This window comes from Leptolyngbya sp. CCY15150 (genome assembly GCF_016888135.1).
Lineage (GTDB): Bacteria > Cyanobacteriota > Cyanobacteriia > RECH01 > RECH01 > RECH01.
Genome location: NZ_JACSWB010000174.1, coordinates 49,737 through 64,108 on the forward strand (window position 1 = coordinate 49,737; position 14,372 = coordinate 64,108).

A 14,372-nucleotide genomic window follows, 5' to 3' on the forward strand; every position below is an offset into this window, starting at 1 on the left:
CAACTGTTGTAAGTTCAGCTCCCATGGTAAAGACAAGGGACAACTTTTGTGTTCAGACTGTCCGACTCAATTCTGTAAAACTGAGAGGTTTACTGCGTGATTGCTATCTCACTGCGTCCCAGCGGGCGCAAGTGGGGCACAGTTAGCTTTGCCTCCACGCTTCATCTATGTCCAGTTCTCGATCTCTTGATGACAGACGTTCCTGCCTGTTGGAGAGACGAGGTTCGCCTTGGCCTACAAGAGGCTCTGGTTAACGCATCCAAACATGGCAATGATCTCGACCCCGGCAAGACGGTGCTGGTGCGGTTCTCCGTCGTAGGCGATCGCTGCTCTTGGGTCATCTCAGACCAAGGATCAGGGTTTAGTCCATCACCCACCTGCCAATGCCAGATTGAAACACCCCACCTTCATGATTCTCACCACGTTGATGAATGCGGGCGAGGACTCTATATTTTGCACCAAGTTTTTGATGAAGTGCGCTGGAACGCCAAAGGCAATGAGCTGAGCTTATGTAAAGTTATCAAAAAGCGCGGCAGGGTAGCTTCCCCCGTCTAGGTGAGACCGATGGGGGAGAGATGAGTAGCTGCTGTTTATCCAGCGTCTACCGCCTCTCCCTTAGCGATCGCCTGTCTAGTTGCTGGACAAACTTAGCTACTAGACAGACATAGTTACTGAACAGACATAGCACGAATACGCCACTGATCATCTTGCCGAACCAGATCATACCGAACCTGGAGAGCCTCATCATAGGATCCTCCTAGGTCAATCTGATCGTTCACATACAGCTCAGCCGTTTCGGTCACTGCCGCAAATACACTGGCTTCCTCTGGCACCTCTTCATTCACCTCAACCCGATCAATGGTCACGGTATGCTCATATACCATGTACCAGTTGTTGCTGACGCTCTGGGCTGCCCTGGCTTCCCAGGTGGAAAGAACAGGATCCACCAAAATTTGGGATAAACCATCAACATTGTGCGCCTCCCCTAAAGCCTCAGACTTAGCTGCCAGCCAAGTTTCAACCACTTGCAGGGCAAGTTCATCGGTCAACTCTTCTTGACTGAGGCTAGGTGCCGGAGGGGTGATCGCGTCGGCATAGAGTTGGGGAAGCCCCGCCAGAGAGCTCTGCTGCAGTGGTTCTACCGTAGGAGTCCCGCCAAAAACACGGCTGATGCGGCTGAGCAGGGAGATAATCACAACCAGACCAAAGACACCAATAGCTATCAAAAAGAGCATTCGGTCAAGGCGTGGGGAAGGGCGGCCGCGGCTGGGTCGGCGCGATCGCGCCGCCGCAGGATTCGGACGGGGCGGGCGGGCGCTAGGAGGCGGCATAACGGGGCGATCGCCCCCATGGGAAACTCGCTCAGCGATCGGCACAGCGGTGCTCACCGGCGGTGGTGCATCTAGGGTAGCGGTAGCGCCATAACCCGATGAGTAGCCACCCGAAGGCTGATGACCGTTGACAGAGCGGCTAGCATAGGCGGAACCAGCCACGGCATAGTCTCGGTGACCATTTTCGTGATGCTCCCGAGTGCTGGCGGCAGGAGCCCATTGGCTAGCCGGTTCGGGTTCATTGGGCAGTTCTTCAAGGTAGGCCTGCACCTGCTCATCGGCAAAATATTCTTTGAGCGACACCTGCTTCTGGGCCAGATCCCGGAAGTGAGGAAATACTTCATTTTGCAGCCAACGCTCACCGTAGAGACAGAGGCCTGGCAGGAGGTCGGGCGAATCCTGGGAATGTTCGCGAATAAAGGCGAGGGAGTCGTACTCTTGGCTATGCTCCAAGGCACGGCTAGCTTCCTCTGTCTGCCCCAACAGCAGAGCACAGACGGCTTGCTCTAAATAGACATCTTGGCGCATCCCCAACCGCAGCAGCAGCAGCTTAGCGCGACGGATGAGAGCAGGTTGGCGATCGGCAAAGCCGCGGGCTGCTAAGGCATACACCGCTAGATAGGTAGCCACCGCCGAGGGACGCCGGGCCTCCGTCTCAAACAGGGCTTGCTGCTCCCCTGCCGTGAGGTAGGCACGTAGTTGTTGAATAAACTTGAGGAAATCATCCACCGACAGACCGGATTGATCATCCCCCGTACCATCAATGCCACCGCGTTCATCCAACATTTCTTGGAGCACCTGAATGCCGCGCTGGTGATCCACGCGATAGCTTTCAGCAGACTCGGGAATAGACAGCAGTTCTAGAATGCGATACGGACGCAGTTTGTAAAGATCGGCTTGCATTTCACCTCGCAATGGAGCAAACACACCCTCGCGGAGGAGTAGTTCTTGCCCAGTTTCTAATGATTCGGCAGCACCTTCATACTGTCCTTGCTGCCACTGCTCCCGACCCAGCTCTAGGCAAGCGATCGCAATGGTGAGGACGATATCGGCTAAGACAATGTCGGGATCGCCATAGCGCCCACTCTCTAGGCTAATATTGCCGCTACTCAGGTAGGGGCGTCCTAGCTTGAGCACCAGTTCATACTCCCCTAGCTCTAGTAAAATTAGCAGTGCCCCAATCCAGTGGCGATCGTCGATGTCGATGCTGGGGCTGTAGGGATCATTGGGATCGGCCGAGCCGGTGGGAGTAGGCGATCGCTCTAGCCGACCTTCATCACCTTGACCCGAGTCGTACAGCGTATTGAGAAACTGCGCATCGTAAGTCTGGCGCTGCTCAGGGGATGAGAGAACGGTATAGGCTTCATCGAGCAGCGATCGCCGGGCTGCGATCGCTGCTTCAGAATATTCACGCCGTGGTAGCTGGAGCGCACGATCACGGTAGGCTTGCTGCAACTGCTCGACCGTTGCTTGAATAGGCAGCCCTAAAATTCGGTAATAATCCAGCGGAATTCTCACAGTCTCACATCCCCAGCGATGCTTTAGTTGAAAGGACAGTTAGGATAACACAGGATTGTAAGTGAGCCGAAGCTTACCACAACCTGACCTCTATACTATTCGCAACCCCGACAAACTTGGTAAACGTTTACAATCATTCAACCCGTACAGCAGTCCTTGAAAGAATCGGTGTTCTCTAGTCCAGAACAAACTCTACCTTAGAGAGTTGCCACTGTTCTTGATGCATCCTTGACTACTTCACCCTATTACACAACAGAAACGCTGAGATTACCAGCGGTTACCCTAGGGTCGGTCATGCAATCAGATTCAACGTCGGGGATACCTCTCCTATCTATCGGCTATTGACAGACAAGGCTTGGAGCGCGCGATAAATCTCGACCATCGCCAGGGTATCAAGCCGACAGTAGTCCCGCAGGTCTCGCATTCGTTCAGCTTTGCTCCCCTCATCGGAGCAGCTTAGCATGGTGTCCCAAACCGCTTGGGCTTGGTCGCCGCGCTGCACCGCTAGGTCTTGATAGCTAAGATGGGGCACCAGTACCGGCAGCACGCATTTGATCGAGGTGGAACCGCGAAATCCAGGGTGCTTGTAGTGATATTTAAAGATGTCTTCTAAATCCCAGAGGCGATCGCTGATGGATTCTAGACATGCCGCTTGGTCAGGAAAATCTTGGGCTAGCCGACGCAAAATACTGGCTTCAAAGGACTTGTGGTAGGCAACCACTGAGCCTGCTGTGATATCGGTCAGCAGGGCAGCGATCAGGGGTGGGCGGGGATCGGAGCGATCGCCATGGAGATAGTCTCGATGCTCTAGAGACCCATCGGCATGGAGAATGTGGCAACTATATTGAAAGGGAAACGGGGCATAGGGCTTAAGGGGAGCAAATCTGGGAATAGCGGGGTTGTGGGTCTCAAAGTCAAAAAAGTGGATGGGATAGTTTAACTCCGCCAGGCTAGAGGCGATCGCTGCACGGTCAATTGTCGGCTGCTGGGTCAGGACTCCGTCTACATAAGCACGCTGCGGCGGGGTAAGAGAATAGTCGGCAGGCAGATCAGCGATCGCCAGGATGTTTGCCGCAACCAGGGTTTGCTTCTTCTTCCAGTCCAGCCGAGGGATCGTAAAAATCGACAGTTCCGGCACCGATTGCCAACAATCTGGTTTGAACGGGCAGGGATTGGGCGCATCACAATGTTTACCGATGGCCAGGGTAGGTTCGGCTGGCTCGCTGAGATACTGGTTGAACTGAGCCAGGTGGGTTGGGATCTCGGGGAGGATTGCCTCGACATCGGTGGTGACATCAGCGATCGCAAACAGATCGGTCAAATCTGGGAAACAGCAGGTTTGGGTATTGAGATGCATCAGTTTGACGGCGGGAACCGATAGCCCCAGCCCTCTCAGCACATAGGTCTGAATGGCAACATCCCAGACATGCTCATCCTTAGGTTTACTAGAAGACTTAACCTCAATCAGTTCCCACCCCGCCGCGACGTGCTGAAGAATATCGCAGCGGACGAAGACGCCCTCAAACTCAAAAGCCGCTTCAAACAAACAGGTGGATCCAGAAGCGATCGCCCGTTGGGTGGCAGAAATCGCCTCGCTGGTCGCTGCGCCAATCAGCACGCCGTTGGCAAACTGCTGGCGGGCATAGCGGCCAACCTCCTGTCCCTGAGCCAGAATGTGCTGTTGCGTTAGGGACATGGGCTGGGAGGACGACTGCTTCACCTCTCGCCAAAGGCGTTTGGGGCACTGCAGGCCCGCCATCATCTGGGATTTGCTGATTGAACCTGTCATCAAGCCTCTCCACAACTTGGCTGGTCAGCCTTAGAATACCCAAGACCTACCAAACGTTTAGGAAAATGCCCTTAGCGCTTTTATTGCTTGATCAACCCATAGGGGTAGCAATCAATCACAAAACTGCGCATGTAGCTACCCTTAGAATCCGAAGCCACCAGTTGACGACAGAGTCTAGACAACCGATCAATCGAGCAACGCCTGACGCGATCGTGCGTTACGGCTGCGCCTAACAGCACGCTACAACAGAATATATTGACAGGACTGGCTATTCCACCGTGACGCTCTTCGCCAAGTTCCGGGGCTGATCCACATCCAGACCGCGCCGCGCCGCAATGTGGTACGCCAGAAACTGAAGCGGAATCACCGTCAAAATAGGAGACAGCAGTTCTTCCACCGCTGGCACGGGCAAGATATTGTCGAACACCTCTTGAGCTTCTTGATCATTCATCGGCGTCACGCCAATCAGCCGGGCATCCCGAGCTTTGGCCTCCTGGGCATTGGACAACACTTTCTCATAGATATCCCCCGGCATAGCGATCGCCACCACGGGCACTTTGGCATCCAGCAGCGCGATGGGGCCATGCTTCATTTCACCAGCCGGATAACCCTCAGCATGGATATAGCTGATTTCCTTGAGTTTCAGCGCCCCCTCTAGGGCAATGGGGAAGTTGATGCCCCGGCCTAGGAAAATAAAGTCCTGAGTTTCGGCAAAATCATGGGCCAGCTCTTCAATGTAGCGCTCTTGGCTTTCGAGAATCAGCTCCATCTCCGACGGCAGTTGTCGTAACCCCGTGGCGATCGCTTCTAGACGCTCTAGGGACACAGTGCGACGGCGATAGGCTAAATCCAGCGCCAGCATGTAAAAGGCAACCAGTTGGGCGGTGAAGGTTTTAGTCGCCGCTACACCAATTTCAATGCCGGCACGGGTATCCAGCACATAGTTGGCCAGGGTGGCTAGGGTGCTATCGGTACGGTTGGTGATTCCCAAAATGGGTGGGCGATCGCTAGGATTGAGCGCTTGCCGCCGCTTCAGCTCCATATCCAACGCAGAGAGAGTGTCAGCAGTTTCCCCCGACTGGGTAACGCCAATGGTCAACGTCTGGGGGGTGATCGGCGGCGGCGCATAGCGAAATTCCGAGGCGTAATACACCTGGGTGGGAATGCCCGCCAACTGCTCCAGCAGGTATTTGCCCACCAAGCTAGCGTGCCAACTGGTGCCACAGGCCACGATCTGAATCGCATTGAGATGGTCATACAGCGAATCATCTAGGCCAAGCTGCACCGGAGAGCGATCGCTCTGGTCGGCTGTCCAGCCTGGGGTGAGATAGGCTTCTAGGCTAGAACGCACCACACCCGGCTGCTCATAGATCTCCTTGAGCATGAAGTGTTTGAACCCCTGCTTCTCCACCATGATCGGGTTCCAGTTGAGGGTGCGGGGAAACTTCTTGAGGCGATCGCCTTGGAAGTTATACACCTCAACGCCTAGGGGCGTCAGTCGAGCCATTTCGCCATTTTCCAACACCAGCACCGCTCGGGTATGGGCGACCAGAGCCGGCGTGTCTGAAGCGCAGAAAAATTCACCCTGGCCAAAGCCAATGGCCAAGGGAGCCTGCTGCCGCACGGCTACAAGTTCATCAGGATAGTCGGCAGAGACTACCGCTAGGGCAAAGGCTCCATGCAGACGATTCACCGCTTGCTTAACCGCCTCTAGGAAGAGCGACTGCTGGGAAAGCGATCGCCCGACAGGTGCCGGATTTTTCATGCATTCGGCAATTAAATGGGGAATCACTTCCGTGTCGGTATCAGAGCGAAATTCGTGCCCCTTGGCCTTGAGTTCATCCCGCAGATCGCGATAGTTTTCCACAATGCCGTTTTGCACGACCGCAATCCGATAGGCCGTATCCATATGGGGATGGGCGTTATATTCCTCCGGCTTGCCGTGGGTGGCCCAGCGGGTGTGGCCAATGCCCACCCGCGCCGGATTTTCTAGACCCGCCAGTTTTTCTTGAAGATTGAGGAGTTTGCCCTTGGCGCGAACGCAGTGAATTTCGCCTTCAAAGACCGTGGCAATGCCCGCCGAGTCGTAGCCGCGATACTCTAGTTTCTTCAGCCCTTCTAGCAAAATTTGGCTAGCGGCTTGGGTGCCAATATATCCAACGATTCCACACATAGTTCCCACTCCTCACGGGTCATCAAACTCATCAGCCAACGCGATCAGTTGAAGCCTATTGTAGGCGATCGCTCTTCCGTCCCTCTGGATCCAATCGTCCCCTGGATCCAATCGCCCCCGATCCCAATCGCCTAATGAAACAGCCAACTGGTGAAGGCATATTTTTGCCCCTTACGCACAGGCAGAGAGGCATGGGGATGGGTGAAATAGGCGGGAAAGAGCAGCACCGCGCCCGCCTGCGGCTGCACCGTCACCCCTTGGCGATCAAAATAGGTTTCGCCGCCCTCAAAGCCATCATTGAGATAGCCCACCACGCTAATATCCCGAGTGGGAATGCCCTGCTCCACTTCCTGAAAGCGGCTCGACAGCAGCAGATTATCCACATGGCGCTTATAGAACTGCCCTTCCCGATAGCGGAGAATGGTACAGGGTTCGGCATAGGGAAACCGCACGCCGTAGGACTCGAACAGCAACCCTTGGGCGATCGCCAGCCGCATCATAATCAGTTGATTGGTGGAATCGCCGAGGGGGTTTGACTGGCCGAGCTTCAGCATGTCATTGCTGCGCACCTCGTTGTCAACACTCTCGATCAAAATGCCCGCTGCTTGAAACTCACAGGTTTCGGCAATTTGGATCAAATGCTGACATAGGCTGGGATCGAGCAATCCCTCCACCAAGAAAATTTCATCGCCCAAGCGGGTAAGCTGATGCGCCGCCATGACTGTCCTCCCGTTCACAGATGGGTTCAATAAATGAGCTGCAACCAATGAGCTGCACAAAGCTAGGGGCGATCGCCCTGCGTTCCAATTCTAGTCATCTCCCGCCTTGGATGCCCCCCATGACGCTGTGTCGCCCCAACGGGTGACTCCCTGTTTCAAGGCGGGCCGCTGGGAATCCGGATGATCAGGGGCGAGGAGCATCTGGGTATGAGCTAGTGTAAGACTCGGTGCAGGTGCGGCTTGAGCTAGGCGATCGCCCCATGCTGCCTGGCTAAGACTGCCGGTGCATCACCTTGAGGGAGAATGCGCTAAACTGTCTGATGAGCAGTATCGGGCTGTTTATCTGTTCGCCTGCTCATGTTAGGACATCATTTCGATTGAAGTGGGTCGGTGCCCACTTTTTTTGTGTCTATATGATGTTGTCAGGATGTCGCAAGGTCTGCGCACCACCCCAGATTGGCTGAGGTGTAGGGACTGTACCGCTGCGTCAAGCCTAGGCATGGGGCATGACTAAATCTGATATATCACATCACCCTTTGGGAAAGGCAAGGCACCTGTAGCCTTAGAACGCCTTTGCCGACGATGTGCTCTAGATTTTAGGACAACCCCGCCCGTGATTCGCTGGTTTTCTATTGGTTTTTGCCGTTACGATGACGCATCCCCTCACTCCACAAATCCTCGACTTGGCGATTCCGATCGCAGACTCCCTCGGGCTAGAGTTGGTCACTGCGGTGTTTTACACCAATCAAAGTCCGCCGGTGCTGCGCCTGGATATTCGCAACCTGTCCCAAGACACCAGCCTAGATGATTGTGAACGCATGAGCCGGGCCGTTGAAGCGAGTTTAGATGCCTCTGAATTAATTCCCGATGCCTACGTCTTGGAGGTTTCCAGTCCAGGCATTTCGCGATCGCTGACCACCGATCGCGAGTTCATCTCCTTTAAAGGGTTTCCGGTTTGCCTAATGTTGACCGAAGCCTATAAAGGACACAAAAGTTTTTCAGGCAATCTGATTGAACGAGACGAGGAGTGTATTCACATTAACCAAAAGGGACGGGCGATCGCGATTCCTCGCCACCTCGTACAAACCGTTCAACTCAGCGATGCAGGCAGTGAATAAGCCGTGATTTTCTAGTCCTCAATCCCTAGTCATGTTCTTATGAAGGGCGATCGCCCAGCCCATCGACTCTATCTTTCTCGTCCCACTACACCCCTGAATACCGGAGGCTATATCTATGTCTATGGTCAATCTTCCTGGACTACAGGAGATGATTGATAGCATCAGTCGGGAGCGCAACCTACCCAAGCACGCTGTGCAAACAGCTCTGCGTGAAGCATTGCTGAAAGGGTATGAACGCTATCGCCGCACCAATCGTCCGGATGATGCTCATTTTGATGAAGAATACTTCAGTAATTTCGAGGTGGAACTCGATATCGAAGAAGAAGGATTTCGGGTATTAGCCACCAAGACCATTGCTGAAGCCGTATCCAATCCCGATCATCAAATTGCCCTGCAAGAAGTGCAAGAAGTGGCGGCAGAAGCTCAGCTTGGCGACACAGTGGTGCTCGATGTCACCCCGGAGCAAGGGGAGTTTGGGCGCATGGCCGCCATTCAAACCAAGCAGGTGCTGGCCCAAAAACTGCGAGATCAGCAGCGCAAACTTGTTCAAGATGAATTTAAAGACCTAGAAGGCACTGTCCTGCAAGCCAGAGTGCTGCGGTTTGAACGGCAGTCGGTGATCATGGCCGTCAACAGCGGCTTTGGGCAGCCCGATGTGGAAGCTGAACTGCTGAAGCGCGATCAACTGCCCAACGATAACTATCGCGCCAATGCCACCTTCAAGGTCTACCTCAAGCGGGTGTCGGAAGGATCGCATCGCGGCCCCCAGCTTTTGGTATCCCGTGCAGATGCAGGCTTGGTGGTCTACCTCTTTGCCAACGAAGTGCCCGAAATTGAAGACGAAGTGGTGCGGATTGTGGCCGTGGCCCGAGAAGCAACACCGCCATCGCGATCGGTGGGGCCTCGCACCAAAATTGCGGTGGATACCCTAGAGCGGGATGTAGATCCTGTGGGAGCCTGCATCGGGGCTCGCGGCTCGCGCATTCAGGTAGTCGTCAACGAGCTACGCGGTGAGAAAATCGACGTGATCCGCTGGTCTCCTGATCCGTCTACCTATATCGCCAATGCCCTCAGCCCGGCTCGGGTCGATGAAGTGCGGCTGATGAACTCGGAAGATCGCCAGGCCCATGTCCTGGTTCCAGAAGATCAGCTCAGCCTTGCCATTGGTAAAGAGGGGCAAAATGTCCGATTAGCAGCCCGACTCACCGGCTGGAAGATTGACATCAAAGACACGGCTCGCTATGACTATGACGCCGAAAATTTGAAGATGCAGGAACTGCTGGAGGCTCGTCAGGCTCGTCAAGCCGAGCTGGATGCGGAGAATGAGGAGTATGAAGACTATGACGATGAGGGAGAGGATCAAGACTCTGAAGAAGCGATCGCCCTCAACACCGCGTCTGATGATGATCTCGATGAATCCACCTCTGGGGAAGCGGCTGCAGATATCGATGATGCAGAGGACGATCTAGAGAATGATGACGATCAAGGCGAGGATGACGAGATGGCAGCGGATGATGCCGATCTAGAACCCTCCGATGGTTTTGGCGTTGAGCAACCGTCTGCCACTGAGCGACCCTAGCCCTAAACCTGCAACCATCCCCACGTCACCTGCCTGGGCGTTCTCTAGGCGATCGCCCAGAACGCCTATCGACCCAACCCGCGAGAGGCAGGTGGCCCAATCGATCAGTAGAGCCCCCTACCGTAGTGCATCCTTGCGATGAAGCCCAACGATCGCCGCTGCATCAGTTGTCGGAAAGTTGATCAAAAAGAGTATTTCTGGCGAATTGTCCGAGTTTATCCGTCTCGGACAGTACAATTAGATGAGGGCATGGGGCGCTCCGCCTATCTTTGCCCATCTTCAGACTGCCTTAAAGCAGCTCAACGTAAAGACCGCTTAGGGCGATCGCTTAAAGCTACTGTTCCTGATACGATCTATCAGGGATTGTGGCAGCGTCTATCCCACGACACTGCTGCTCAATCCATGGGCACAGATAGATCCCCGCAAGCAAGATCCTAAAATCTTAAGCTTCTTAGCTTCTTAGGTACCTTGTACAGTTACGGATCACCGTGGAACATCGACGATTGCATGGCTAACATTGCATGGCAACGATTCGATGGATGCAAGGGATCGATATTCTTTAAGCATATTGCTCATGAAGCCTACAGGTTCATGTCTAAGGTCAGCTTCCTTCATACCTCTCTCGTCGTCAGGTGTTGCGGCATTAGACCCCGTGTCATCATCCGGCAGACTTGAGCAGTCACGCAAGGACTGCGATAGCTCCACGATGACGTAGATCGAGAGAGGTCTACATCACGGCCCCAGTAGGCCGTTTCAGTGCAGTTGTCCTAAGCTGGATTATGATAGGCCGGCATAGTTGCACAAATGTTTCATCAACCAGTGACATGACGTCCTGACAGAGTGAATCACGATGGTGCAGCATTCGTTACGATCTAACTATGCAGTTTCGTAGAAAGCGGTAGGTCGCTATGTAACAACTAGGTGGTACGCAGAGGAACGAGTGGATGAACAACGGAAAAGTTAGAATTTACGAGCTATCGAAAGAGTTGAATTTGGAAAATCGAGACATTTTAGCCTACTGCGAAGAACTCAATATCGCAGTCAAAAGCCACAGCAGTACGATTACGGAAGCAGAGGCGACACAAATTCGCAGCGCCGCTGAGCGTCGCCCCGTCACTCACTCCTCCTCTAGTCGTCCCGCCCCCTCCCCAACCGCCGGAGGGAGCGCCCCCCCTAGTGCTGCCAAGCCTCTAGGAGCCCGCAAACCGGTTAAGAAGCAGCAGATTCTAGAAATCCGTCGGCATCACTCCACCTCTTCTGATGCGCCCAAGCCACCGGAGCAGCGGCCAAAACCAGCCATGCCGGAAGACGAACCCGCCGCTGCATCTGCACCGCTGCGTCCGCCTGCCCGTCCATCTGTTGCGTCACCTAGCGATAGTGAACCAGGGGATCGCGAGGTTCATGGAATCGATCAAAATGGGACTGCTCAACCTGTGCCGACTGAATTGCCAAAACCCATCGCGCCAAAACCCGTTGCGCCCAAGGCCCTCAGAGAAGATATATCAGAACCCACTACAGCTCCTGAGCGGCCAAAACCGGCCATGCCTCTCGTCGAGAAGCCCGTGGTGGATCCAGAGCCACCGGTTGATGAGTCTCCTTCTGAGCCATTAGAGCTCGAAGAAGAAGAGAATGCGCCTGAGTTGATTAAGCCGCCCTCTCGCCCCGTTGCTAAGACGCCTAGCCAGCCGCAGTCTACGGCCAGCCGTCCAATTCTGAAGAAAAACAGAACTGAGCCATCGGATGGCCAGTCGGCAGAGATCATTCGCAGCCGGGAAGAACTCACTGGGCGACCAAAGTCTCCTAGCACGGACGACTCCAGAGACGTCGCAGCGGATATGGAAGTTAGGCAGAAGCCCATGCTGAAGCCCAAGCCGACCATTGAGCTGCGTAAGCCAACCCGAGCCCCGAAAGTCGGCCGTGATGCAGACAGCACGGATGGGGATGACACGAGAGATGAAACGGACATTACAGCGAAGCCAGACTTAGAGCTGCAGCGTCCTGCACCACCTCGTCCACCCAAGCGCAGCAAGTCACGTCGGGATCACGAGGAAGACGAAGAAGAAACGCCACGGGCAAAGAGTGTCAAGAGCAAGCGCCGCACGCAGCCGCTCATTGACGAAGATGAAGATCTAGATGAAGTGCTCAATGGCGATGAGAATGGCGCCAATCAGGTCAGCCTATCCCTAGCCCGTCCGCCCAAGCCTAAGGGTCGTCCACCGCAGCCCAAGGCTCCAAACACAGCCCAGGCTCAGAAGAAGCGGTCTGGCGGCGGTTCTAGGGAAAACTCCCGCAACAACCGACGCGATCGCCGCGAGCAAGAGCAGAAGGACAAGCGGCCAGAACATATTGTGTTGACCGATAGCCTCAGTGTCCACGACCTAGCAGCGGTGATTGGAGTTCCAGAAACCGAAATCATCAAAACCCTGTTCTTCAAGGGCATTGCGGCTAACATCAACCAAATTCTAGATGTTCCAACGGCGATTACCGTCACGGAAGAGTTTGGCATTACGGCAGAAACCGCTGAAGCTGAAGCTGAAGCGAAGAAAGTGACCGACATGATTGATGTGGGCGATCTAGAAAGCCTGCAGCGTCGTCCGCCGGTAGTCACCATTATGGGCCACGTCGATCACGGGAAAACCACCCTGCTCGACTCTATTCGGAAGACTAAGGTCGCCCAAGGAGAAGCTGGCGGTATCACCCAGCACATTGGGGCTTACCACGTCGATATGGGCGAAGGAGACAACGCCCAACAGGTGGTATTCCTAGATACTCCAGGTCACGAAGCCTTCACGGCTATGCGGGCCCGAGGAACTCGGGTGACTGACATTGCTGTCCTTGTGGTTGCTGCTGATGATGGGGTGCGTCCGCAAACCATCGAAGCCATTAGCCACGCCAAGGCAGCCGAAGTTCCCATCGTGGTTGCTATTAACAAGGTAGACAAGGAAGGGGCTCAGACCGAGCGCGTCAAGCAAGAGCTCACGGAATATGGTCTGGTGCCGGAAGAATGGGGCGGCAACACCATCATGGTGCCGGTGAGTGCCATCAATGGCGACAATCTCGACACCTTGCTGGAGATGATTCTCCTCGTAGCCGAAGTTGAAGATCTCTATGCCAACCCCGATCGCCCTGCTCGTGGGACGGTCATTGAAGCCAACCTCGACAAGTCTCGTGGGCCAGTTGCAACCCTGTTGGTTCAAAATGGTTCCCTGCGAGTCGGCGATACCCTTGTAGCGGGTTCGTCCTTCTGTAAGGTGCGGGCCATGATTGACGATCGCCTCCAGCGGGTTGAGGCAGCCTATCCGTCCTTTGCAGTTGAAGTACTTGGCTTAAGCGAAGTACCCGCCGCTGGGGATGAATTCGAGGTTTTCCGAGAAGAGAAGGAGGCGCGATCGGTTGCCGATTCTCGTAAGGAACAGCAACGTCAGTCTCGCCTGCAGCAGGCTATGGCATCTCGCCGAGTCTCCCTGAATACCCTGTCGATGCAGGCTCAGGAAGGCGAACTGAAGGAACTCAACCTCGTGCTGAAAGCCGACGTTCAGGGTTCCGTGGAAGCCATCTTGGGCTCTCTACAGCAGCTACCTCAGCAAGAAGTACAGCTTCGGGTGTTGCTGGCAGCGCCGGGTGAGGTAACTGAAACCGACGTAGACTTGGCTGCGGCTAGTAATGCCGTGATCATTGGCTTCAATACCACCTTGGCAAGCGGTGCCCGTCAAGCGTCTGATGAAGCTGGCGTTGACGTCCGCGAATACAACATCATCTACAAGCTCTTGGAAGATATTCAAGGAGCAATGGAAGGGTTGTTGGATCCTGAAATGGTGGAAGAACCACTAGGCCAGGTTGAAGTGCGGGCGGTCTTCCCGGTAGGCAAGGGGGCTGTAGCCGGTTGCTATGTGCAGTCGGGCAAGGCAATCCGGAACTGCCGTGTGCGGGTACGCCGAGGCAACGAAGTAGTTCACGAAGGTAATCTCGATTCCCTGAAACGGGTGAAGGATGACGTGAAAGAAGTCAATGCTGGCTATGAGTGCGGTATTGGCTTGGATAACTTCAACCGCTGGGAAGAAGGCGACATTGTCGAAACCTTCAAGCTGGTGAGCAAGCGACGGACGTTGACGGTATAGTCGTCAACCCCATAGGCTCACGTAGAC

9 protein-coding genes are annotated in these 14,372 nt (G+C 54.7%); 5 read left to right on the forward strand and 4 right to left on the reverse strand.

From position 1 onward, the window contains the following. Positions 1 to 96 precede the first annotated feature (96 nt). Entirely contained in the window at positions 97 to 555 is a 459-nt protein-coding gene (locus JUJ53_RS12190; protein ID WP_204152293.1) for an ATP-binding protein, read from the forward strand. A gap of 113 nt (positions 556 to 668) precedes the next feature. Here JUJ53_RS12190 and JUJ53_RS12195 read toward each other — a convergent pair whose 3' ends face one another. The 4 genes from JUJ53_RS12195 to JUJ53_RS12210 form a co-directional block, all read right to left on the reverse strand. Then, complete coding sequence (locus JUJ53_RS12195) at positions 669 to 2,849, reverse strand: IMS domain-containing protein (RefSeq protein WP_204152294.1); 2,181 nt, start codon at positions 2,847 to 2,849, stop codon at positions 669 to 671. A 331-nt stretch (positions 2,850 to 3,180) separates the two neighbouring features. Beyond that, entirely contained in the window at positions 3,181 to 4,638 is a 1,458-nt protein-coding gene (locus tag JUJ53_RS12200; protein ID WP_204152295.1) for a DUF2779 domain-containing protein, read from the reverse strand. A gap of 268 nt (positions 4,639 to 4,906) precedes the next feature. Beyond that, entirely contained in the window at positions 4,907 to 6,811 is a 1,905-nt protein-coding gene (gene glmS, locus JUJ53_RS12205) for a glutamine--fructose-6-phosphate transaminase (isomerizing) (protein ID WP_204152296.1), read from the reverse strand. 131 nt (positions 6,812 to 6,942) lie between these two features. Next, positions 6,943 to 7,530 (reverse strand): 2OG-Fe(II) oxygenase, encoded by a 588-nt coding sequence (locus JUJ53_RS12210; RefSeq protein WP_204152297.1) that lies wholly within the window; start codon positions 7,528 to 7,530, stop codon positions 6,943 to 6,945. Positions 7,531 to 8,180: 650 nt separating this feature from the next. On the opposite strand from JUJ53_RS12210, the gene rimP reads away from it, so the two are divergent. The 4 genes from rimP (at position 8,181) to infB (ending at position 14,345) form a co-directional block, all read left to right on the forward strand. Then, positions 8,181 to 8,648, forward strand: a complete 468-nt coding sequence (gene rimP / locus JUJ53_RS12215) for a ribosome maturation factor RimP (protein ID WP_204152298.1) — start codon at positions 8,181 to 8,183, stop codon at positions 8,646 to 8,648. A 115-nt stretch (positions 8,649 to 8,763) separates the two neighbouring features. Beyond that, positions 8,764 to 10,227 carry a transcription termination factor NusA gene (nusA, locus tag JUJ53_RS12220; RefSeq protein ID WP_204152299.1) on the forward strand — a complete coding sequence of 488 codons (1,464 nt, stop codon included), beginning with the start codon at positions 8,764 to 8,766 and terminating at the stop codon, positions 10,225 to 10,227. 138 nt (positions 10,228 to 10,365) lie between these two features. Then, positions 10,366 to 10,665: a YlxR family protein gene (locus JUJ53_RS12225; RefSeq protein WP_204152300.1), complete on the forward strand. Its 300-nt coding sequence runs from the start codon at positions 10,366 to 10,368 to the stop codon at positions 10,663 to 10,665. A gap of 506 nt (positions 10,666 to 11,171) precedes the next feature. Then, positions 11,172 to 14,345 carry a translation initiation factor IF-2 gene (gene infB, locus JUJ53_RS12230; protein ID WP_204152301.1) on the forward strand — a complete coding sequence of 1,058 codons (3,174 nt, stop codon included), beginning with the start codon at positions 11,172 to 11,174 and terminating at the stop codon, positions 14,343 to 14,345. Positions 14,346 to 14,372: the final 27 nt, after the last annotated feature.

Coding starts and splice junctions, on each gene's coding strand:
- infB (WP_204152301.1), top strand. CDS start 11,172: ATGAACAACGGAAAAGTTAGAATTTACGAGCTATCGAAAGAGTTGAAT.
- JUJ53_RS12210 (WP_204152297.1), bottom strand. CDS start 7,530: ATGGCGGCGCATCAGCTTACCCGCTTGGGCGATGAAATTTTCTTGGTG.
- JUJ53_RS12225 (WP_204152300.1), top strand. CDS start 10,366: ATGAAGCCCAACGATCGCCGCTGCATCAGTTGTCGGAAAGTTGATCAA.
- nusA (WP_204152299.1), top strand. CDS start 8,764: ATGTCTATGGTCAATCTTCCTGGACTACAGGAGATGATTGATAGCATC.
- rimP (WP_204152298.1), top strand. CDS start 8,181: ATGACGCATCCCCTCACTCCACAAATCCTCGACTTGGCGATTCCGATC.
- JUJ53_RS12200 (WP_204152295.1), bottom strand. CDS start 4,638: ATGACAGGTTCAATCAGCAAATCCCAGATGATGGCGGGCCTGCAGTGC.
- glmS (WP_204152296.1), bottom strand. CDS start 6,811: ATGTGTGGAATCGTTGGATATATTGGCACCCAAGCCGCTAGCCAAATT.